This window comes from Aeromonas sp. A04 (genome assembly GCF_047780465.1).
Lineage (GTDB): Bacteria > Pseudomonadota > Gammaproteobacteria > Enterobacterales > Aeromonadaceae > Aeromonas > Aeromonas bestiarum.
Genome location: NZ_JBLNHP010000005.1, coordinates 129,010 through 150,283 on the forward strand (window position 1 = coordinate 129,010; position 21,274 = coordinate 150,283).

A 21,274-nucleotide genomic window follows, 5' to 3' on the forward strand; every position below is an offset into this window, starting at 1 on the left:
GGAATCGCCGAGTTTGATAAGCCCGTTAAACCGGTATTAAACCTCTATCTCATAGGTCGGTAAGTCCGGCGCCTCTCCTGCCAGCTCCCCTCCCCTGTAAAATGCCTTCTTGCCGATGGTCACCCCAACACCGCGTACGGTGACGGTGCCCCCCGCCAACGTATCCAGGGTGGTCGTGGTACTGGTCATGGCTGTCACGGTACCGACCAGCAGCAGGTCGGCACCGGGTACCAGTTCCAGGAATCGCTTGAACAGGTTCATACAAATCGCTCCACACTCAGTCGCTGGCGCACCGTCATGGCCTTGTTCTGCAGCTCAGCAGAAACCCTGACGCCCCGGTTGTAGCCCTTCCAGCCATCCATCGCGAGCAGTGCGCCCGGCATAATGAGACCCGTATCGTCCGAGAGCGGCAGCTCAATGGTCTGGGTGCGCTTGGGCATGGTCTTGGCCAGCCCCACCACACCCTGAGCGCGGGCCGCAGCCACATCGCACACCAGCGGATGGGTGATGCTCTGGGCCAGTTGCTCGCCCGCAGTGCCTTGACGCACTACCCGCGCACTGATGCCCTGATGGCCACCGCTGACCCAGATACCGTTGGCCGCCTGCCCCGGCTGGAAGTCACTGCCCAGGGTGGTGATGATGGCGCGGGGGATGGCCACATCGGCCAGCGCCGTCTCAAGCTGCCAGGGCACGGTGGGATAGCGCGGCTTGATGACCAGGTGCTGATTGCGCTGATGCGGCAGCACAAAGCCCCCAGCCGCCTCGGCCAGGTACTTGACAGCCTCGATCGGGGTCTGGTTATCCAGGCTGAAAAATCCGGCCGGTACCAGCCAATCCGCCGCCTGCCAGTCCAGTGTCCAGCCAAACGGCAGCACAGCTGCTGCCAGCTGGGCCATGGTGGCCGCCGCACTCTCGCTCACCGCTTGCGCCAGGATATGGGTCGGCGACAGGTAGGCAGTGCGAGAGCGGCCGGTCAGAGTGGCCGACTCGCGGGCAAAGCTCTGGCTCGACTGCCAGCCATCGCACACGCACTCCCACTGCTGCCCGTTGATGTGGATGCTTACCTCTTCCTCATCGGTCAGGGCCGCCGCCGCGATGCGCGGGATCTGGGCGCTGAACTGCCATGCCCAGGAATCGGTATCGAGCTCGATGCTTAACGAGGTGGCCGGGATATCGAGCCCATCGCGCACCCGCACAATGCTTGCTGTGTTACTCACCAGATAAACCCTCCGGGTTGGGATAACGATGCGGGCATCTTGCCCATACCAGACGAACTCCAGCGAGGCATCGCCACGCTTGCGGCCGAATACCAGCCCCTTGGTGCGCTTGTCCGGGCGCTCGGGGATGATCGGCGGCTTCGGATCCGGGCTGGTGCCACGGTCCGGCTGCTTGGCCTCCTCCCACCGGTCAAGCCAGCGCCAGTGCTGCGGGCGGCCATGGCTCAACGGCTGGCCGCTGGCCTTGCCCAGCTTGCCCCCTTCCTGCCACTGGTCGGCCTGCCATACCAGGTCAAAGCGCGGCGGGTTGCGATACCCGCTCACCTGCCAGCTATCCACCGGCGCGGCCTCGACCCACAGCGCCCGGGTGACGGCGTGACCCGGCGGCAGGTTGTCGAACGGCTGGCCATGGGCCATTCCCAACGCCACGGCCTCCTCAAACACCCCCTGATTCAGCTCATAGCGCTGGGGCATGACCTCCCCAAGCTCGACTACAGCAGATGCTTGCGGCGCGGCTTCCTGCCAGTCAGCGGAGCAGCTGGATCGCTCAATGGCCGGCTGCTGCCAGTCACTGGCCACCCCACTGCTCATCAGCGCGGCCCGGTCCCAATCGCCGGCACTGGCATGGCTCGGCCCCCGGAACACATTCACGTCATAGCCCGCATCGAAGTTGTGGATCGCGGCCTGGGTGGTCACGGCCATGGCGCACTCGATAACGATGGTGCCCCGGATCTCTGCCACGGCGGCCGGTGACGGCGCCGCCATGGTAGCGGGGTAGATCAGGCCCGCATCGGCGGACAGCGCCGGGGCGGTGGTCTGCCCCTGCACCACGGATGGCAGTACCAGCCCGGGCGAACAGGCCAGCACGGGCGGCAGCGGGTGGCCATTGAGCACCGCCTCATAGCGCACCACTATGGCCTGGTTAAGCTCCAGCTTGCCATTGCTCTGGCGCGCCTTGCGCAGCTCAAGGGAGGCGTCCTTTCTGGCCATAGGTGGCTCCGGTTAGGGTTCGGTGATGGTGGCGGTATTGATGCGCACCAGGGCGCCGGCAAACAGCTCATCGGTAGGTATCTCCAGATCGGCCCCGCTACTGGGGGGGCCCACGTCCAGATCCGCCACAAAGTCGCCGTCCCGGTTGGTAAAACGCCCCCAGTTGGGGGCGCCGTTGCCGGTTGCCATCTGCTCGGTCAGCGGCTTGAGGGTCAGCACCCCGCCCGTCACCGACTGGGCGCAAGGGTTGGGGAACTGGAGCGTAACCAGCAGCTGCTGGCTGGTGATAGCCGCCCCGGGTGCCGGCCGGGGGCCTGTGTAGATCTTGAAGGTGGCAGGGCCTGCGCTGCCGGTGTCGATGGCCGTGGCCAGCACCTGGGCGCGGGCGGTGCGCACCGTGTCACTGAACTTGAGCATGCAGTGCTCCTTGGGTTATTGGCGTAACAGGGTCGGAACCACGCTACCATCTGCTGGGTATGGGAGCGGCGCCTGGTAGTCGGCCGCCACGGCGTTGTAATCGGCTGGGCCAAACGCTGGGTCATCCTGGGCGACCAGCATGTAACGCTTGTTCAGCCACAGCAGGTCAAACTGATAGACCCCATCCGAGGCGCGGCTATAGGTCTCGCCGATCAGCTCACCGTCCTGGGTGAAGCAGAGAACCCGCCGTCTGACCCCCTCCCCGTCGATGGTCACCTTGTTGCGGATGTAACCCTGCGCCACGTTTTGCACACCGTCACGGATCCAGCAGAGATCCCGCCCCTTGGTGATCGCAAAAGTAGAAATCTTCTGATTGGGGAACGGGCCGGCATACATCGGTGGAGTACCGCGCCAAACAACATCCTGTGGGATAAATTGGCTTCTTGGCTCTTGGTTGGCAGGAAGCGGGGCTATTTTCTGTAGCTTCATGTCATAGGCTTTGGTGAATAGGTCGGCCCTTGCTTGCCGCTCTGCGGCTGTCAGCTCGCGGTTGTAAAACGCGACGTGAGCCATGCCTGCAGAACTACCAAAGGAGCCATTACGGGAAAATAGGTTGATAGGTAGTGTTCCCTGATTTCCCTGCACCCCGGTCCCTGTTGCAAGTCCCGCCTCCAGCAAGGCGACACCGTTTTGGTAAATCTTGGTGTAACCAAGCGCGCTGGTAAAAATCAGGTGGGCAAACCGAGTTGGTCCAGCTCTGCCATAGCTGGCGTAGGTCGATGGGCCTAGAAAGAACTGAAAGGACGATGCTGGCATAGAAAGGCCAGAGCCGACGCTTTGCAGGGACCAGTTCTGGTTATCCGCTCCCCGCTCGGCGATCACCAGGTTGGCATCTTCCTGTTGATGGATGATGCACTCCATGGTGAAGGTGCGGCCCTTATACTCTGCCCGATCTGGAATGCTGACCAGAGCGGCGCTTACCCCCTGAGTCAGCGCAATGTCCATGCCAGCCAGTTGTGTCACCACCTGCCTGAATGACCCGCTCTGGCTGCCATGATTGGCATAGGTGGATATATCGCGTCCCAAGTTTGCCAGGGTATCCAGTGGGAAATACCCCACCGGGTTGCTGGCTAAGATAAAATCCCGTAAGGCTTGGTCGCTTGCCATGGTTACCTCCAGGGGCCGGTAATATCAAAACCCATCATGGTCGTGCCACCATTTGCCGTTGATTCTATATAAGCGGCATAGATAAAACGCAGCAGCTTGTTGGGTAGCGCTGGTAGGCTGCCAAAGTTCTTGCGGTGCCATGAACTGATGCTGCCAAACGGGCAGACAAGGCCGGGTAGATAGCCCCGCAAGTGGTTACCCGATTCCAATATCATGATCGGGTCAACCGACATATAGAACCCGTTATCAGGGCCATTTGGGGCTAACATGCCGGTGCCGAAACGGGAAAATAACCCTTTTATCCACCACCCTACAGCCCCGAACAACTGACTGTATGGCCGTGCCATAGTGCGATAGGTAGTATCCTCGAAAGCCAAACCTTGGGTGTAATAACTGGTAAAACTGGCACCAGCCCCCTGGTTCCAGCGGCGGCTACCGTCATCAGCTGACAAGGAGCTGTAGTGCATTGAGATAGCGTGATAGCGGTCACCGGGGCGCACAGATTTGATATAGCCAAAGGCGAATAGGCATTGATAACTGGCGGCAGCATAAGCCGGCAAAAAATAGAACAGCTGGCTGTCGCCAATAAGATCCCACCGCTTATCGCTATAGCGGGCCGTTGCTGGCCAACGGGCATCATTGATCAGCGTGAAGGTATTGATATCGGTCACATCTTCGACCATCTGGACCTTGGCAAGGTAGCCGAAGTAAGTGGCCCCAGACCATCCTGAAAATGCCGAGTTGTCGATACGCAGAGAGACGTTACCCGACTCGCTGATATTCGCCGGCCGATAGATAGCTATCTTGCCGTCACCGCTCTCATGGGTCAGCGTCCAGCCCAGCGGCGCCACCTTCATGGTCATGGCTGCGCCAGAACCCGCCGATCCCGGGTTGCCGCCATCCAGCTCGAACCACACCTGAGTGCTGGAAACCAGCATGACCCTATGCTCGCCGTTATAGGCGGCTGGGCTCACCCCATCTACCTGGATAACTGAATCTTGCAGATAGGCATGGCCACCGGTAAAGGTCGCCACCGCCCAACCCTTGGCCGCATCCCAGGCCAGGGTATTGATGGTGAGAGAGCCAAACCCGGTCACCAGGATGGCCTTGAGCAGCGCCGTCAGCGCGCCATCGGTAGTATCCCCCAAGCTCGGGGCGCCCTGCATTTCACTTGCGAACCACTTCACGGGATAAGCCATTGCGTCTGTCTCCATCGGTGTGGCCCTGCCTATCAGGTACGGCCACACGGCAAAAATAAGGAGTGGGGCGCTCTCTGCAAAAGAATGCCCCACCGGTTAGCGGTTGACGTTGCCGCGCAGTTGCAGCTCAAACTTGTCGCTCTGGTTGGCCGCCACCGACTGCAACACGGTGCGGATCGCCCAGATCGGGAAGTTGGCCGATTGGGTGTTGAAGCGCAGCACGTTGCCGGCGGCCCAGCCGGTGCCCCAGCCCCGCTTGTCCAGCCGAAAATAGGGCTGGCCGTTGTTGGGGTTGACCGGGGCAAAGTCGGTGTTCACATCCCCCAGCGCGATCTGGCCTACATGCTCCCCGACCAGCACAAAGGAGGTGCTGGACTGGAAGATGATCGCCCAGCGCTCCTCTATGGTGGCCCGGTTCGTCACCACCAACGGAAAGTCGGTATCGTTGAACTGAGCCGTTGACTGGTCGCCGTCCACGTAGTCCTGCCACTTGTTGGTCCACGTCCTCTGGTCGAACAGGCTGGTGTAGCGCGCCCACAGATCCCCCATGATCAGCGCGCTCGACACATAGGTGTCGCTGGCGGCGTAGGTATGGGACAGCGGACGGGCCAGGGTGAGCCGGCCGGATATCTCCACATCGGTGACCAGGCTCATGTCCTCAATGCGGTGCACCACGGCCAGCGGCTCCACGTAGCCGGTCAGGTTTAATGGACTGCTTAGCGTGACCATCCCGCTGTCCAGGTTGACGCTGTAGAGCGCCGGGGCCAGTTGCTTGCCGTCCTTGTCCTCCACATGGGCGTAAGCCAGCCGAGTGCGGTTGGTGTTGAGCTGCTGCCCTGCCGTCACCCCCAGCGGGAAGGCGCTGCGCTGGGTGCTGTGCACCACCACGATATTGCCCTTGCGGATAAATGGCACCCGGCCATCAGACGGCAGGCGCACCGGATCCAGCCCTATGATGTCGGCATCCAGCGGCAGATAGCTGAACACCACGCAGTTGAACCGGATGGTGTCAGCCACCACGCTGATCGGCTTCCAGATCTTGCCATCCTCCCCCACTGCCTCGGCGTCATACCAGGGCTGGCTCTCGTTGCCGGCTGCCGTGACCTTGCGGCCAAAGCGCACCTGCACGATGCCGGTCTGGTAGCTCACCCGGCCGTCCATGTCGGCGGTGGTGAAATAGCCATCCCCGTCCGCCGTGGCCTCGATACGGCGACCGCTGGCGGTGTTGGCGCTGATGTAGAGGCTACCCGGTGCCAGCGGAGCTCCCGGGGTGCGGAAGGTCACCGCATCCACCGACTGGGCGCTGAACGAGGTGGCCAGCGATTGCAGCGCAGGCTGGGCTGCTTGCCCGGCCGCCCAGTCAGCCAGCACCGCCAACCCGTTGGAGTAGTCGATGGTGCCCGCCTGGATGCCGGCGCCCGTCTCGGGATCCGGGTTGCGGTAGAGCAGCCCCTGCCGGTCAACGTAGGTAGACCCGCCGAGGGTAAAGCGCATCGAGCCCTCCAGGATCGCCTCGGCAAAGCCGGGGGTCACGTCGATACGCAGCGCCTGAGCGGTCAGGGTGGCATTCTGGGCCTGCGCGCTGTTGTTGTTGCGGTAGGTCACCTCCACCCAGCCCTGCTCGCCGTCCGGGAAGGTATAGGCCGTGGTGTGGTACTGGATCCCGGTCATGGTCCAGCGCTGCACCGCGATCTGGTTGCTGCCCTCCCAGCGGGTGCCCACGGTCACCCAGGCATAGGTCGGCTTAGGCAAGGGGGCGCTGCCGTCCGGCATGAAATGCAGGGTGCCGGCCGTGTAGTCGATGGCCCCCAGCACCACGCCGCTGGCATCGAGCAGCTTGCCGAGCCCGTCATCGCGCAGGGTGATGATGGGATCGCGGGTGGCGATCACCAGCTCCTGATCGTCCACGTCAAACTTGTGATACAGGGCGTTGAACTTGACCCGTACCGATCCCGGGGTCAGGTTGTGCGCCCCACCACCCGAGCCATCCAGGGTGATGGAGAGGTGCCCCACCTGCCCAGGGGTGCTCAGGCGCCCCGGCTCGACGTGGCGCTCGGTCACCGGCTCACCATACTGGTACTGGGCCGCATACTCCTGGCCAAGGGCCGGCAGGGTGATGTGCTCCAGATCGATGATGCCCTCGGCATAGTTGATGGTGCCGGTGATGTCGCCCCGGATCTTGCCATCCCCCACCGAGTCGTTGGCGGTCTTGCCAGTGCCCCAAGTCAGCACCAGGCTCTTGGGGGTGACCCCGGTGTGGGGCAGCTGCCAGGCGCTCTTGCTGATGCTGATCGCCTGCCCGCTACGGTTGGTGTAGTTCACCGGGGTGGCCCAGCTGAACATGATGGAGGTGTCCACATCCGGCAGCGCCCCCAGGGTCAGCATGAGCGAACCGGTGGCCAGGTTGAGGGTGCCGGATCCGTAAGAGAGATCCGCACCGCGCAGCTCACCCCGGCCGTTGTCCTTCAAGTCATACCATTTGCCTTGCGCCATAAAACTGATGGTGGTGGTGCCCGGTGCCGGGGTCGGCTGCAGGGTGATGGTGTAGGCATAGCCCCGGTTGTTGGCCTTTACCTCGATCCGCGCCGTGTCGGCGATGCGAGCCGGGCGGGAGGCTGGCCAGAAGCTCACTGTTTTGCTGGCCGCGCCGTAGTTCGGGCACTGGGCATTGAACTCACAATGACCACGGCCATAGTCGATAGACCCCACTACGGATCCCGCCACAACCAGCTCACCGCCCTTGTCGGTGATGGTGGCGGCGCCTATGGTGATGGTCACCGTACCAGGCTTGGCGCCGCTGCCGAGGAACAGGCCCCGGCTCGGGGCTATGTTGGCGGCCGTGGTGAAGCTCACCAGCCCCTGGCCAGAATCCACCAGGCTGGCCAGCTCGCCGGCTGCCGTCAGATCCACGGCGGGGGTCTCGCTGCGGGCGGCTGGCACCAGCTGGGTGAAAATGGTCTTTGCCTTCACCTGCATGGCACCGAACGCCGCATCTTCCGCCATCTTGGTACTGGCGTAGTAGTTGGCCGCATCGGCCACCACCGTCTCGCGCAGCGCCGTTTTGGCGTTGGTCACCACGTCATAGGGGGTCGGCTGTTCCCCCTCGAAGGTGTAGCGCAAGGGGTCAGCAAGGACGCAGGTCACCACGTTGCGGGTGAACTCCGGCACCCCGGCAATCTGGAACTTGGCCAGTTGCTGGTTCACTTCAAGGACGCGCACATACTGCTCGAACTCGCCCGCCTTGCCCTCATTGCCGACCAGCACCAGGGTCTCGCCAATCTCTGGCAGACGTACCTCGACCCGCTGGAAGAAGCGGATCGCTCGCTGCCCTTCCAACTGGGTGTCGTAGAGAAAGCCCCGCCACTTGGGCCCACGCGCCAGATAGCGCTCCAGCACGTCGCGAGCGGTAGCCCGGGTGTCGTGGTGGTCTTTGGTGCTCATCAGGCACAGGCCCACGTTAGGATCGCTCGGGGGCAACAGCACGGTAGCGTTGGCACCAAAGTAGGTATCCACGTTGTCGGTCTGGGTGGCCAAGAATACCTTGCGCAGGTTGACCACCCCATAGGCGCGGTCCAGATCTGACACGTCAGGGAAAATCGAATTGTGCTCGCCGCTGACTACCTCCTTGCCAGTGATACGGCCACCGCCATCCGGGGTGTCCGTCATCCGCTGGCTGGTCATCAGCTTGATATCGCCAGAAAGAATGGTCATGGGCTTACCTCGGTGAAATTCAGGGTCAGGGCATAGGGCTCGCCCGCCTCGGGGTCGGCCATCTCGATCAGGGCCGTTACCACCACGCCGGGGCGGCGCCAGATGACGGTGCGCGCCACCCCGTCCAGCAGGGTCAGAGTCAGCAACTGACCCGGCAGCGCCTCCAGTGCCTTGAGCCGCAGCACGGTGGCGCGGGCGCAATGGCCCACCAGGGTAATGGGGCGCCCCTCTGGCCTTGGGGTCTCCTCCACCAGGAGCGCCCCCGAGAGGGTTGGCGTTACCACCTGTTCGACGGGAGACCAGTCAAACTCGTCGCGCCAGACCAGATCATCGGGCAGCAGCTCGCTGTTTAAGGTCACGTTCATGAGCGCAATCCCTGCTGTTTAAGGAGACTGATAAAGGCGTTGGCGTTGGCCTCATCGGCCTGCACCTCGGCTCTGGCGCCGCTCGGCCCACGCAGTTCGATGATGTGCCGCTGGGGTTGGCCCTGATTGAACGGGGCTTGGGAGGGCGGTTGTGAGCCAGGGTCTGACGGGCCTGCTGCCGATGTGCTGGCGGTTTGAGCCTGCTCTGACTCCTTGGCCTGGGCCTTGCTGAGCTCCGCCTTGAGCTGGGCCCGCATGGCCTCCATCTCTTTCTGGAACTTCTCGCCGTAATACTTGCTCCACTCGCTATAGGCCGGAATGTCTTTGACCTTCTGGCTGTAGCGGGCGAGCTCCTCCTCCACACCTGCAAGTGTGTTGGCCAGGCCATCGGCATTGCCGCGCAGGCTGTTGATATCCACGCTCTTGTAATAGAAAGATCCGGCATTGACGGTGCGGGTGTTGCCATTGCCGCCCCCTCCGCCGCTGGAGAGGCTGGTATTGGTCTGCTCGGCCTCGTCCTGCACGCCCTTGAGCCCGGCCTGCATCGCATCGGTCGCCCCCTTGGCTCGCGCGGCGGCCTCATCAAAACCATCGCCGATGGCCGCCACCGCCTGCTTGGCCTCCCCGCTTCCCCCTTTCACCTTGCCCATGGCGTCGGCGGCGATGGCCATGGAGCGGGCCAGCGCCTCGCCGGTGATCTTGCCCTGGGCGGCCAGTTGCTGCTGGCGCTCGATCACAGCATCGAGCTCGGCCTTGGTCTTGGCGCTGTTGTAGGCACTGGCCAGCGCCTCCTCGATGGCGGCTGCGCTGGTGCCGGTATGCTGTACCAGCACATCCAGGGCGCCCAAGGTCTTCTGAAAGCCCGCGCCGATGCGGCCATTGGCCCGCTCGAAGTCCAGCCCCAACGTCTCGAAGGCCTTGGCCAACTTGGCCGGGCCATCTGCCGCCGTCTGCTTGGCCACGGCATTGATTTCGCCTAAGTAGTCGCGAGTAGCCTTGGCCTCATCCCCCAAGGCTTTGACGGCGGCGGCACCTTGTCGCCAGCTGCCGCTGGCCTCGTCGTAATGCACCTTGCCATCACGCACAGCGCGATCGAGGTCCGCCATGCTGGTGATGGCAACCCCCAGCTCGACCGACAGTGCCGCAAACTGGCCATTGAGGCGGGCCTGGGTCTCCGAGCGCAGGGTCTGCGCTTCTCTGAGGGCCAGCTCGGCCTGCACCAATTGACGCAGGGCAGAGGCGAACTGGGTGATCTGGATGATGGATTCCACCGTCACGGCGGCCAGCAACCCCTTGACCGCAGCCCCCAAGGCTCTAACGCCGATGGCGGCACCTGCCGCCACAGTACCGGCCGTGGTCATGCCACCGGCCGCCGTGGCCGTCGCCGTGGGCAGGGCGATGAACTGGGCATAGAGGCTGCGCAGATCCCCTATCCAGCCGACAATCTTGAGCCCCACCCAAGCCTGGGCCAGCACGGTCAGCGCGGTGCGCCACTCGGAGAGTGTCTGGATAAGGGACTTGAGGGTTTCCCCGAGCGAGATGAAGCCATCAGAAAGACGCTGCGCCCAGGCTTGCAGGCGGCCATCCCTGGCCATCGCCTCAAACTCGGCATTGAGGTTGGCCAGTTGATTCTTGAGCCAATCCAGCGCACCGGACTCGCTCACCAGGCGGTAGAACTTGGCCAGGTTGTCCTGGACATTGGAGATAAGCCCGGAGAGCAGGCTCATGTTGTCACGGGCGGCCCCAGAGGATTGGGCCGCGATCTCGTTCATCAGGGCGGCAATGGTGTCACGGCCGAGCTTGCCCGCCTCGGAGAGCTTCTGCAGCTCGGCGGTATTCTTGCCGGTCACCTGCTCCAACAGCTGCCACACCGGCACTCCCCGCTCGATGAGTTGCAGGATCTCCTCCCCCTGCAGCTTCTGCTTGGCCCAGGCCTGACCGAGGGCCAGGGAGATGCCCTGCACCTCCTCAAAGCTGCCGCCGAGCTTGAACGCCTGATCGACTATGCCCTGCATGGCGCCGCCCATAGGGTCGATGCCAAAGGCCTTGAGGCGCACGAAGACCTGAGTCACCTCGTCGAGCTGCAGCGGGGTATCTTTGGCGAATTGCTGTATCCAGGCGCTAGCCTCGGCGCCACCGGCGAGCGATCCCATCACCGCCTTGAGCTGCACATCGAGGCGCTCGGCCTGGTCACCGGTCTTGAACATGGCCACAAGCTGTGTGGTCAAGGTCTGCAGCCCGAACCAGGTACCCGCCAAGGCCAGCAAGCGGCCCGTCAGGCTGCCGATCGCCCCCTGAAAGCCGTTGGTCCGCTGGCTGCCCTGGCTAAGTTCGCGCCCCAGCCGCTCGGTCTGGGCGACCGTCTGGGCCAGTTCACGCTGCAGGCGCTGCTGCTCTTGGCTGAGGTTCTTGGTATCGAGCCCGGATTGGGTGAGGCCTGCGTGCAAGCGGGTATGACTAGCGGCCTGAGCGACCAGCTGACGCTCCAGCTGCTTGACCTCGGAGGCCAGCAACCGTTCCTGGTCAGCCAGCGCCTTGGCGTCCCCCGTACCCGCCTGCTGCTCTGCACGCAGCTGCGCCAGCTTGTCACGGCTCAACACAGTCGCCAGCTCAAGCTGAGTCAGAGCGGCTTTGGCGTCATTGAACTGCTGGATAAGCACCTGCTGCTGGCTCAAAGTTTCCAGCGTTTGCGCCAGGCGCTCAGTCTCGGCAGCGGTCTCATCGGCAACGGGGCCCAGTTCCCGCACCTCACCCGCCAGTGCGGCCAGATCCTCGCGGCCGGTGACCTTGGCCGCCAGCTCAAGGGCGAGTTTGAGGGTGGAAGAGGTGGACATGGGACATTCCTGAGAGATTCAGATATGCCCTATGGTAAAGGGATGGCAGAATGAGTGGGTTTATGCCGAATTACTAAGACATATCACAGGGATACACCCAAAATGACAAGGAACCAACATGAAAAACTATCGCGTTTGTTTCTATCCTGAGAAGAATAGCCTAGATAGATTTCACCAGATTTTTGTAAGGGCTCATTCTCAAAATGCTGTTACGGAAAAAGCCAGAGTATATTTCAGAGGATTAGGCATTCCTGAAGTCGAACTACTCGAATACACAGTCCAATGTTATGGACAAGGTAAAATTGAGCTTGTAGATATAATTTAACACTCAAGACTAATGACACCTACAAAGGAGATTTTATGAGCATTCTTAAAAATGCAATAGATTCTATAGCTATTGGACTGGAGGATTTTGAATCAACTGATGAAAGAAGAATTATTTCCGCCACAAGAAACATATTCGCAGGAATCCTTCTGCTATTCAAGCACAAGCTTTGCGAGCTTAGCCCCGAAGATTCTGATGAGGCTTTAATAAAGCAGACCGTACTACCTGAAATAGATGATTCAGGTTCAGTCAACTGGGTTGGGAGAGGCAAAAAGACTGTGGATGTTCGTAGCATCGAAGAGCGTTTTAAGTCTTTAAATATATCTGTGGACTGGAAGAAGCTGGGACATATTAATACATATAGAAATGACATTGAACACTATTACAGCCCTCTAACGCATGAGTCGATACAGAAACTGATATCAGATTCCTTTCTCATAATACGAGATTTCATCACCGATGAACTAGGGAAAGATCCTAGAGAGCTTCTTGGCGAAGATTATTGGAGGATATTAGTCGACACAAACGAAGTCTACGAAAAGGAAAAGAAAAAGTGCAATGAGTCACTTGAACGGCTAAATTACTTCATTGATAAAATACTTCATGCACTACAAGAATATAGCTGCACAGAATGTGGATCGGATTTAATAGAAACAGCAGATTCCGGCGATGCAATAAATGCTTATTTCAAGTGCCGGGTATGTGAGAGTAAGGTTCCCTATGATGAGATAGTCAGTGACGTAATAAATGATTACTACGCTGGAGATGCATATATAGCCGCAACAGACGGTGGTGACACACCGGTTATTAGTTGCCCATCATGCTACAATGATACATACGTGTTTCATGAGGGAGTGTGTGCAGCTTGTGGCTACTCTGCGAATCATGAGTGCAGCAGATGTGGGGCCAGTATTCCATCAGAGGAGATTTCAGATGGAAACTTCTGCGGATATTGTTCGTACATGATTGCCAAAGTGATGGATGAATGAACAAAAAATAAACGCCATTACCTGAATGTTAAGTCTAAATCTACATTCACAGTATGGTGTATTTAACAACAACGGCGGGTCTCCCCGCCGTTCTGCTATCCAGCCCTTACACCGTCTCAGGCCGGTCCACATAGAAGGGGGCTGTCTCGCCATCCAAGGCCAGCAGTTCCCCCTCCAACTCGATCTCGATGGGCTTGTCACTGAGGAAGTCCACCGCCTTCTTGGGGGCCAGGCTGGCGCGGGGAACTGTCAGGATGATGGACTCCCCGCCAATCACGCTCCGCCCATCCAGGGTGAGCTTCGCCTTCACCTCCGGCTGCACGTTGCCGGCGATACGTGTGCCGGTGATGGCGTTATAGCTGGCGCTGACGGTCACGGGCCCACCGTCTGCCACGGCCCCCGCCTTGGTGGCTCGCAGCAGCCCCAGGGCATAGTTGATCTCGAAGTCGGTACCGAGCACCAAAGAGGTGGCCCCCTCCTTCACCACCAGGCTGGTGGCCGAGAGGTTGGTCTTGCCTAGGCTCACCCACTTGGGGTGCGCCAGCAGGGTCACCGGCACCTCGGTCAGCGTCCCCGCCCCCTGATTGATGGGGCTCTCTAGCCCCATAAAGGCGGCGGCCAACAGGACCGGTGGGATCTCGCTGGTCTTGATGTTGACCGTCGCGGGCTTGGGCACGAAGTAGCTTTCCCGCGCCTGGCCCAGCTTGTGCTTGCGCTTGCTCGGAATGCTGATCTTCTCGCTGTCCGGTTTGACCTCCAGGCTGTTGACGTCCACCGGGCCAATCACCCCGTTCGAGACGTTGTTGGTGAAGGTCTCGATATAGAGATCCCCTTCCAGGTGCAGTGTTTCGCTCATGACCGTTCTCCCTTGAATTTCACTGTCGTCTTGAAGGCAAGGGGCAGATACACCACCCCACCCTTGTAACTCGGCTTGACCGGTGCGGTTTCACGCCGAAAGGTACTGTCTCCGCAGGCCCGCCCGGCAACGGCCTGCAGCATCCGCCCCATCCACACACCGGCGCCGGCCTCCTTCGGGCTGGCGCGATGCACCAGCACCAACAGCCAGACCTGATCGAACGCACTTTGCCGCCCGGACTGGGTGGTGTCGTTCTCCCGCTCGCCCTGGTAAATCACATGAATGGCCGGCGTGTGCTGACCCAGGTTGGCCACCGCATCCAGGTCGGTGGCCACAAACACCTCCTTGAGCCCTTTGGCCTTCAATGGCAGCAGCAGTTCGCGCAGCCGCTCACCGGCCGCCAGGTAGTCAAGCTCGGGGGATGGAGTGCTGGCTTGAGTGCTCATAGAAAGCCCCCACTGCTTCGGCCAAAGACCCGGCCATCAGACTGCAACTGGGCCAGGTTCTGGCTCTCCACCTGCTCGCCATCGGCCGTCAGGCCAAGCGCCAGCTCCCCCTTGCCCACCAACTTGAGGAAGGCCAGGGCGGCCTCGTTACGCTTGGCGATCTGCTCCGGCGCCTGCTCGCCATAGAGGCGATGGCGGGCGATATCGGCGCAGATGGGGACCAGGGCACTCGGGATATGGGCCAGCGGCAAGGGGTAGCGCCCTGCCAGGTAGCCATCGATCAAGGCTCCGGCGTCCTGCAGGGCGATGGTGATGGCGGCCTGATCCAGCTCGCCGGCCGGCGTCATGGCGAGGCGCAGCAGCTCCGCCTCGCCAAACCGGATCACCATGTCATTGACGCTGGCGTAGCTCATTTGCCCTTACCCTTGCTACTGGCGGGCTTGGCGACAGGCGCCTGGTTTTCGGGCTCTGTGCTCAGGCCACCCACTGCTGCGTCCAGATCCCCGCTCGTCTGCGGTGGGTCAGCTGGCGAAAGCTCGGCGTCCTCAGCCAACCGCACGACCACCAGACGCGGATCGGCCTCCAGGGTCTCGCACTGCAGAGGCGACACAGCCATCTCAGACTTGCCTGGATCAATCGGCAGGCCCGCTCGGAAATAGACCTGACGAAGCGTTGATGTGATGCCAACTCGAATAGCCTGTTCCATCTCGTGTTCCATCTCATGTTTCCCTCTTTCATATCTGGTCGAGGCCTGTTTAAACGGGGGGTTAAACGCCAATCCTGTGGCCGTTTAACCCTGTTCTTAAACAGCGCGTAACGGTGGGATTTACAGGTAGTCCGCCACCACCAGCTTCAACTTGCCCTTGAGCTCGTTGCTGCTGCTATCGGACAGCTCCCGCTCCAGCATCTGGGTCGCCAGCTTCTCCAGCGACGGCGGTACCACCAGCAAGGTGGGCTTCACGCCGAGCTTGCGGCCGCCATCCGCCTGGAACTCCCGCATCCGGCTGAAGGCATCCCACAGGTTGTCAGGGGTAAGCGCCCGTTTGTTGGCGAACGCCAGTTGCCAGAAGCCGAAACCGGCGGCATCGCGGCAATCCACCCCGTAGCGGAACTCCTTGCGGGTAAACACCGCCTCATCGTCGATCTTGGTCATGGCGATGAGCTGCGACGCCTTGCGCTCCTGGAAGATGATGGGCTTGAGGGCGCGGCTGGTATCAAGCAGGAACCAGGGCTCGCCGGTATAGGCGCCATCCACCACCAGGTTGGCACTCAGTACCGGGGTCCCTGTGCCATCGGCCTTGGGATAAACGGGGTGATCAGTGTCGAAGAAATACTGAGCGTCGTAGCAGGGCGTGGTGAAGCCAGCCCCGAGCAGGCCGAAGCAGAGCTCGTCGGGATGTACCCCAGCTGCGAGGCCCATCTCCTGAAACAAGGGGGCATAGATGCCCAGCTCATCGTCCTCGATATCGTTGCGATCGACCCCCACTGTGGCCTCGAAGTCTTCGTTGACGATCTGGTAACCGTGCGCCTTCATCGACTCGATCACCCGATCCCCGACCCACTTGCGCAGGGATGGAAACTTGCCGAGCCAGCCATAGGTGTTGGATTTGGTGGTCGATTTGATGACAGTCGCGATCTCTGTGTACTGGGTAGGCGCCTCCCCCTTGGCGTCTTCAAAGTTCTTCTTGAAGCCGGTGAACAGGGACTGCAGCAGCGCGGGTGTAATGATGGCCATTGATGTGTTCCTTCTCTGGATAATCGAGGTGGTGAGTCGTACGCTTAAGCCTGCTTGGCCTTGGCGAACGCCTCATGGGTGATACCGAGCTGATCGGCGGCGTACTTGTCCTCGGCCGAGAGCACGGCATCACCCTTCTTTTCGGGCAGGGTGACGGCGGTGGTCTGACTGGCGGCCAACGCAGCTATGGCCGGGCGCGGATCCAGCAGCGCCCTGAGGGCAGCCACCCCTTTCTGGGCGGCGTAGGCGGTCAGGTACTCCTCTTCGGCGGCCACCACCTTGCCCTGGGTGCGGGCCTCCTTGATAAGGGTCGCGGCATCTGTGGTATCCACCTGGGCAGTGAGGGCCGCTACCTGGGTAACCAGGGCGTTATAGGTTGCCACCGGCACGTATTGAGCCAGATCAATCTGGCCGCTCTGCTGCACCGGCTGGGCCTTGAGGGCGGCCAGCGATGCTTTTTCTGCTGAGAGAGCAGCCTCCAGTTCCGGCGCCTTCTTGGCGCTGGCCTGCAGGGTATCGAGGGCCGCCAGCGCGGCTGTGCCCTGCTCGGCGGTCAGCTGACCATCGGTGCCCGGCTGGATGCCGAGTTTGCCGAGCAGCGCGATCAAGTGCTCGTTCATGGATATCTCCTTGATTGGGGTGGCCAGCTGGCCGGGTTGGGTAGACATAAGGCTTGAAGCGGGTAGCGCACTCAGGGCCGCCAGTACCTGCATCCCCACCACACCCGGGTCGTTGGTGATGGCAGTCATGCGCAGCTCCAGCGGGCGCCCCAGGGCGTCATAGGGGAAAACGGCTGACAGGAAGCGGTACTCTTTGGCGGCCACCAGGGCGGCGGCGCGATCGGTCCAGCGCGGCTTGATAAAGAGGCCCGCCCCTTCGCGCCACTCGATTTCGTCGGCGTTGTACCAGCCGGCCGCAGGGGCTGGCTGGCCGTTCTGGTCGGTCTTGAGGGTCTGGTGGTCGTAGTCGATGAGGATGTCTTGCCCCATCTCTCTGACACGATTGATGAGGGTGGTGGCAATGGACTTGTCGAGTTGCCAGTGGCCACTAGGTACATCGAACGGGCGACCATCGCGGGCCTTGAAAGGGCCGAGAGGCAGAAGCTGCTGCCAGCCATCACCACCACTCTTCAGAGCCGCATCAAGCACTGCCATGGATATAGGGGTCAGTGTGGGACTGATTGCATTTTGACGTGCTGACGGCATCGCTTATCACTCCGATAAACAGGTGCAGCCAGTTTCATACCGGTATGGTTTGGGAAGGGTTTATGACGGGTTACAGAATCGCCAAGGGATCAGGGATCCCGGATTTACCGATGAGCAACGTGGTTTGAGTCAGGCTGAACACTTAACCTGCCTGAATCAAACTCACTTACCCAGGACTGAAACTGCTCGGCAGGCATTGGTTTCGCGATGAAATATCCTTGAGCATAGTCACAGCCTAACGCTTTCAACTGCTGCAGAACAGCCAAGGACTCCACCCCCTCTGCGACAGTTTTTCGCCCCAATCCTTTCACCAGTTCGATGGTTGACTGGACAATCAACGCTGAACCAGCGTTGTCCGACATATTGGTGACAAATGACTGATCAATTTTTATATAGTCCACAGGAAGTTGTTGCAGATACTTGAGAGATGAGTAGCCAGTACCATAATCGTCTATATAAAGGGATAACCCATTATCTTTCATTGCCTGTAACAACGATAATGACTGCTCGGGTTCCTCCATCACTGAGCTTTCGGTGATCTCCAATTCGAGAAGTCCCGAATACACACCTCGCTCGATCTGCCATGCCGATATCTTGTTGGGGAGTTCTTCATCCCGAAGACTACGAGCAGACAAATTCACGGCAATAGGCATTGCCAGATTTTGAGTCAGCCATAATTTGAGCAGATCAAGCGCTGCTTGCAGGATCCACTCCGTCAAGGGTTTTATCAAACCGGTTTGTTCCGCCAAGTGAATAAAGCTCCCAGGCCCCAGAAGCCCTAACCTGGGGTGTGCCCAGCGGATCAGTACCTCAGCACCGCAAACACTCATGTTGTGAAGTGCCAGCTTGGGTTGTAAATAAAGACGAAACTCCTTATTTTCAATCGCACGGCGTAACTCACCAACCATTGCCAATTTAGCGGCTTCAGTTTGAGGTTGGCCGGGATCGTAGATGGATACATCAACGCCCATTTTCTTCGCTTGATTTACAGCTTTGCTCATATTACGCAATAGCTCTGCTGCTGTAGCACCATGCAGGGGGAACAGCGCAATACCAACCTTGGCGGTCACTTCAATAGAGATACCGGCGATCTGATATGCAGGTGATAACTTTTGGAGAATTTCATCGACATGCTTCAATGCGGAATGAGTATCACAGCCTTCCAGTATGATGGCAAACTCATCTCCTCTTATACGGGCAATAAAAGAGGTATCAGGTGCACCTTGCAGTAATCGTCTGGAAAACTCGCAAAGTACTTCGTCACCATGCCTGAGACCCAACGCATCATTTATTTCACTCAACCGCTCTATGTTGAACTGCAACGTGCTCAGTGGCATTTCTTCATGCATGCAAAATGCAAGCTTCTCTGTCAAAATCTGCTCAAATAGCAAGACGTTCCCTAACCCTGTCAGGGGGTCATGCCTTAATATATACTGCATCGCATTCCTTGTGTTTTCGTGCTCCATTTGAGATCGCAACATAGATATACCAAATGCGAGATCCTCGCTGGATTCAGTCAACAAGTTTATTTCATCCTGACTGAATGCACTTTTTTCTATATCATAAATTGTCAATGTGCCTATGGTACTGCCTTCTACGGTCAAAGGGCACGACAAACTGGAAGTCGTACCGTGTAACTGGTCTCGCCATTCTGAGAAATTTTGATCGTCAATCATATTATGAGAGACTTGAACTTCCCCTGTTCGTATCGCTAATGGCGTAACACTATTTCCTCGACTTCCCTCGACCATCCGTTCCTTTAATGTCGTGAGTGCTTCCATTCCCCCTGGGAAACCACTCTGTGCAACGGGATATATAAGTGAGTCACTCCCTTCGACTCGGAACCAAATGATCGCCATTTTATAGTGGCCGACTTGAACGATCGCCTGGCACATATTTTCAAGCAACTCTTGCTCATGACTGGCTCGGAGCATGGCTTTATTACCAGCACTGAGCGTTCGCAGGGCTCGGGATACATGCTCCAGCTCCTTGACTCTCTGAGCCAACTCTTCGTTAAGTGTCTGAATCCTGAGTTCAGATAATTTCTGCATCGTGATGTCAGCACCCAGAACGTAATAACCAACTATCTCATCATTCTTATCCCGCTTTGGAAAATAGTTTATTTGTTGCCACACCCCAGGGAAAGGTTGCCAATCATAACATTGAGCAACTCCCTTCAATGCTTTATTAATCAATGGGTCTGCGATGACGTAGCGTTCATCACCCAATACTTCTTGTACTGAGTGACCGGTAATATCTCGCCAGTCAGGCGCAAAACGAGCACGATATTGCTCGTTGACATATACATATCGGCGGTTTGAGTCCACATATGCAATCATCATTGGAACAGAGGTAAGTACATCACGTAAGTGTGTTTCGCTTTCATGCCATTGGTGCGTAGTCTCATGAATGTTCTGCTCTAGTCGAGCATTCTGAGCAAGGATAGCTCTTTCTGCTTGGCGCTGTGTCGCCACATCTCGTAGAACCAGCACAATCCCACTGGCCACCTTCCGTGGTTGAGATATGGGTGCCGTACTATCACTCACAGGAACCTCATTCCCTTCACGCGAGATAAGCAGAAGATGCCGTGCTGATGTCTGGACAACACCAGTAGTCAAAGCAACTGCAATAGGTGGGATCACAGGTTCGTGGGTATCTTCATCAACAAGAGTAATAATATCTCTCAGTTGCTTTCCTACCGCATCGGTTGCTGGCCACCCAGTCATCGACTCAGCCATCCGATTCACTCTGGTTATCTTGCCAGACACATCTGTCACAATGACTGCATCACCAATAGAGCTCAATGTTGAAATCAAATTATCTTCACTGGCTACGCGAATACTCTGCTCATCTCTGACAATTCTCAGCTGTCTTATAACCAGCACTAAAATGCCCAGCAATAATAAACAGACAGATATAGCAATGACTATCTCTAAAAAAAGGAGTGTTCGATTAAGCTCGTTCAGATCGATTTGGCGCCTTTCAAGCAATATCCTTTCTTCATTATCCATTTCATCCAACAACTTGTAGATACGTGTTCTCGTTGCTCTTAACGGTGCGCTTTTCACATAGGCGTTGGCAGCATTTTCTCCTTGAGTTCTTCGTAGTCTTTCGATTTCTCGCGCTATTAACAGACGCTGATCAACCACTTTTCGTAACTGTTCCCACCTATCCCTTTGGTGTGGATTATCACCAATCGCTTGTTTAATGAGTATCAGATTTCTTTCCCTGCCGATAATGGCCTCGTCACGTTCAACCAAGTTTGCCTCATCACCAGTTAGACGATAACCCTGAGTGGCCAATTCGGTTTGCAATGTGTAGCCGCGAGTTCGGGCAAGCAAATGCAGCAATTCATGAGTGTGGGATACCCATAGGGCGGCTTGGGAGGAATCGTTCAACACCCGCCAAGTCGTGAACGATAGAGCAATAACAGCCAAGACAGTGAGCAAGGCGGTACCTAACAATCGAGCTTCAAAACTTCGTCCCAATGTCGTACTCCTTTTGCTCCCGAAACGCTCATCCATTGAGTTGTACTTATCACCTCCAACAATAATAGGTAAGTCTAAGGTGTTATTCGAATACTATTCTCAGCCACTGTGATGCCCATTCGGTTTTTGGGCTCTACCGTACCCATCGTGAGGCACGGTTGCTCGGTTTGCATTGGCGTTCGTCCAAAAGAGGATGTGCCGACATAGTTCAGTCGACTGCTCGAACAGTGATACAAAAGCTGCGTTTAATGCTGTTTAAGACGACGCACAAGGATTTAGATGCATCATGTCATCCATCCGTATTCCTTGAAGAATGCAATGGGGTATAGC

At 58.6% G+C, this 21,274-nt stretch carries 17 protein-coding genes; 2 read left to right on the top strand and 15 right to left on the bottom strand.

What is annotated here, in order from left to right:
• Nucleotides 1-36 precede the first annotated feature (36 nt).
• From ACM3N8_RS16235 to ACM3N8_RS16270, 8 genes are all read right to left on the bottom strand, one after another.
• On the bottom strand, nucleotides 37-261 hold the full coding sequence (locus ACM3N8_RS16235; RefSeq protein ID WP_282790123.1) for a hypothetical protein: 225 nt from the start codon (nucleotides 259-261) through the stop codon (nucleotides 37-39).
• Nucleotides 258-2,207 carry a hypothetical protein gene (locus ACM3N8_RS16240; protein ID WP_416016342.1) on the bottom strand — a complete coding sequence of 650 codons (1,950 nt, stop codon included), beginning with the start codon at nucleotides 2,205-2,207 and terminating at the stop codon, nucleotides 258-260. The genes ACM3N8_RS16235 and ACM3N8_RS16240 overlap by 4 nt, the downstream gene beginning before the upstream one ends.
• A gap of 12 nt (nucleotides 2,208-2,219) precedes the next feature.
• A complete protein-coding gene (locus ACM3N8_RS16245; protein ID WP_416016343.1) occupies nucleotides 2,220-2,624 on the bottom strand; it encodes a hypothetical protein in 405 nt (134 codons plus the stop codon).
• Nucleotides 2,625-2,639: 15 nt separating this feature from the next.
• A complete protein-coding gene (locus ACM3N8_RS16250) occupies nucleotides 2,640-3,791 on the bottom strand; it encodes a hypothetical protein (protein ID WP_282790120.1) in 1,152 nt (383 codons plus the stop codon).
• A gap of 2 nt (nucleotides 3,792-3,793) precedes the next feature.
• Nucleotides 3,794-4,990 (bottom strand): hypothetical protein, encoded by a 1,197-nt coding sequence (locus tag ACM3N8_RS16255; RefSeq protein WP_416016344.1) that lies wholly within the window; start codon nucleotides 4,988-4,990, stop codon nucleotides 3,794-3,796.
• A gap of 96 nt (nucleotides 4,991-5,086) precedes the next feature.
• Nucleotides 5,087-8,701, bottom strand: coding sequence for a curculin (mannose-binding) lectin protein (locus ACM3N8_RS16260; protein ID WP_416016345.1), 3,615 nt, complete (start codon nucleotides 8,699-8,701; stop codon nucleotides 5,087-5,089).
• A complete protein-coding gene (locus tag ACM3N8_RS16265; protein ID WP_416016346.1) occupies nucleotides 8,698-9,066 on the bottom strand; it encodes a hypothetical protein in 369 nt (122 codons plus the stop codon). The genes ACM3N8_RS16260 and ACM3N8_RS16265 overlap by 4 nt, the downstream gene beginning before the upstream one ends.
• Nucleotides 9,063-11,900, bottom strand: coding sequence for a tape measure protein (locus tag ACM3N8_RS16270; protein WP_416016347.1), 2,838 nt, complete (start codon nucleotides 11,898-11,900; stop codon nucleotides 9,063-9,065). Before ACM3N8_RS16270 ends, ACM3N8_RS16265 begins: the two co-directional genes overlap by 4 nt.
• Nucleotides 11,901-12,018: 118 nt before the next feature.
• Here ACM3N8_RS16270 and ACM3N8_RS16275 point away from each other — a divergent pair, with 118 nt between their 5' ends.
• Nucleotides 12,019-12,225: a hypothetical protein gene (locus tag ACM3N8_RS16275; RefSeq protein ID WP_416016348.1), complete on the top strand. Its 207-nt coding sequence runs from the start codon at nucleotides 12,019-12,021 to the stop codon at nucleotides 12,223-12,225.
• A 35-nt stretch (nucleotides 12,226-12,260) separates the two neighbouring features.
• Nucleotides 12,261-13,214, top strand: a complete 954-nt coding sequence (locus tag ACM3N8_RS16280; RefSeq protein WP_416016349.1) for a hypothetical protein — start codon at nucleotides 12,261-12,263, stop codon at nucleotides 13,212-13,214.
• A gap of 106 nt (nucleotides 13,215-13,320) precedes the next feature.
• Here ACM3N8_RS16280 and ACM3N8_RS16285 read toward each other — a convergent pair whose 3' ends face one another.
• The 7 genes from ACM3N8_RS16285 to ACM3N8_RS16315 form a co-directional block, all read right to left on the bottom strand.
• Nucleotides 13,321-14,070, bottom strand: coding sequence for a hypothetical protein (locus tag ACM3N8_RS16285; RefSeq protein ID WP_416016350.1), 750 nt, complete (start codon nucleotides 14,068-14,070; stop codon nucleotides 13,321-13,323).
• Nucleotides 14,067-14,516 (bottom strand): hypothetical protein, encoded by a 450-nt coding sequence (locus tag ACM3N8_RS16290; protein WP_416016351.1) that lies wholly within the window; start codon nucleotides 14,514-14,516, stop codon nucleotides 14,067-14,069. The genes ACM3N8_RS16285 and ACM3N8_RS16290 overlap by 4 nt, the downstream gene beginning before the upstream one ends.
• A complete protein-coding gene (locus tag ACM3N8_RS16295) occupies nucleotides 14,513-14,929 on the bottom strand; it encodes a gp436 family protein (protein ID WP_416016352.1) in 417 nt (138 codons plus the stop codon). Before ACM3N8_RS16295 ends, ACM3N8_RS16290 begins: the two co-directional genes overlap by 4 nt.
• Nucleotides 14,926-15,234: a hypothetical protein gene (locus ACM3N8_RS16300; RefSeq protein ID WP_416016353.1), complete on the bottom strand. Its 309-nt coding sequence runs from the start codon at nucleotides 15,232-15,234 to the stop codon at nucleotides 14,926-14,928. Before ACM3N8_RS16300 ends, ACM3N8_RS16295 begins: the two co-directional genes overlap by 4 nt.
• 108 nt (nucleotides 15,235-15,342) lie before the next feature.
• Entirely contained in the window at nucleotides 15,343-16,251 is a 909-nt protein-coding gene (locus ACM3N8_RS16305) for a Mu-like prophage major head subunit gpT family protein (protein ID WP_416016354.1), read from the bottom strand.
• A 44-nt stretch (nucleotides 16,252-16,295) separates the two neighbouring features.
• Entirely contained in the window at nucleotides 16,296-17,405 is a 1,110-nt protein-coding gene (locus tag ACM3N8_RS16310; protein ID WP_416016355.1) for a phage protease, read from the bottom strand.
• A gap of 155 nt (nucleotides 17,406-17,560) precedes the next feature.
• On the bottom strand, nucleotides 17,561-20,944 hold the full coding sequence (locus ACM3N8_RS16315; protein ID WP_416016356.1) for an EAL domain-containing protein: 3,384 nt from the start codon (nucleotides 20,942-20,944) through the stop codon (nucleotides 17,561-17,563).
• Nucleotides 20,945-21,274 lie beyond the last annotated feature (330 nt).

What these genes read in the sequence shown, in the direction of transcription:
- ACM3N8_RS16235 (WP_282790123.1), bottom strand. Translation starts at nt 261, where the DNA reads ATGAACCTGTTCAAGCGATTCCTGGAACTGGTACCCGGTGCCGACCTG.
- ACM3N8_RS16240 (WP_416016342.1), bottom strand. Translation starts at nt 2,207, where the DNA reads ATGGCCAGAAAGGACGCCTCCCTTGAGCTGCGCAAGGCGCGCCAGAGC.
- ACM3N8_RS16245 (WP_416016343.1), bottom strand. Translation starts at nt 2,624, where the DNA reads ATGCTCAAGTTCAGTGACACGGTGCGCACCGCCCGCGCCCAGGTGCTG.
- ACM3N8_RS16250 (WP_282790120.1), bottom strand. Translation starts at nt 3,791, where the DNA reads ATGGCAAGCGACCAAGCCTTACGGGATTTTATCTTAGCCAGCAACCCG.
- ACM3N8_RS16255 (WP_416016344.1), bottom strand. Translation starts at nt 4,990, where the DNA reads ATGGCTTATCCCGTGAAGTGGTTCGCAAGTGAAATGCAGGGCGCCCCG.
- ACM3N8_RS16260 (WP_416016345.1), bottom strand. Translation starts at nt 8,701, where the DNA reads ATGACCATTCTTTCTGGCGATATCAAGCTGATGACCAGCCAGCGGATG.
- ACM3N8_RS16265 (WP_416016346.1), bottom strand. Translation starts at nt 9,066, where the DNA reads ATGAACGTGACCTTAAACAGCGAGCTGCTGCCCGATGATCTGGTCTGG.
- ACM3N8_RS16270 (WP_416016347.1), bottom strand. Translation starts at nt 11,900, where the DNA reads ATGTCCACCTCTTCCACCCTCAAACTCGCCCTTGAGCTGGCGGCCAAG.
- ACM3N8_RS16275 (WP_416016348.1), top strand. Translation starts at nt 12,019, where the DNA reads ATGAAAAACTATCGCGTTTGTTTCTATCCTGAGAAGAATAGCCTAGAT.
- ACM3N8_RS16280 (WP_416016349.1), top strand. Translation starts at nt 12,261, where the DNA reads ATGAGCATTCTTAAAAATGCAATAGATTCTATAGCTATTGGACTGGAG.
- ACM3N8_RS16285 (WP_416016350.1), bottom strand. Translation starts at nt 14,070, where the DNA reads ATGAGCGAAACACTGCACCTGGAAGGGGATCTCTATATCGAGACCTTC.
- ACM3N8_RS16290 (WP_416016351.1), bottom strand. Translation starts at nt 14,516, where the DNA reads ATGAGCACTCAAGCCAGCACTCCATCCCCCGAGCTTGACTACCTGGCG.
- ACM3N8_RS16295 (WP_416016352.1), bottom strand. Translation starts at nt 14,929, where the DNA reads ATGAGCTACGCCAGCGTCAATGACATGGTGATCCGGTTTGGCGAGGCG.
- ACM3N8_RS16300 (WP_416016353.1), bottom strand. Translation starts at nt 15,234, where the DNA reads ATGGAACACGAGATGGAACAGGCTATTCGAGTTGGCATCACATCAACG.
- ACM3N8_RS16305 (WP_416016354.1), bottom strand. Translation starts at nt 16,251, where the DNA reads ATGGCCATCATTACACCCGCGCTGCTGCAGTCCCTGTTCACCGGCTTC.
- ACM3N8_RS16310 (WP_416016355.1), bottom strand. Translation starts at nt 17,405, where the DNA reads ATGGCAGTGCTTGATGCGGCTCTGAAGAGTGGTGGTGATGGCTGGCAG.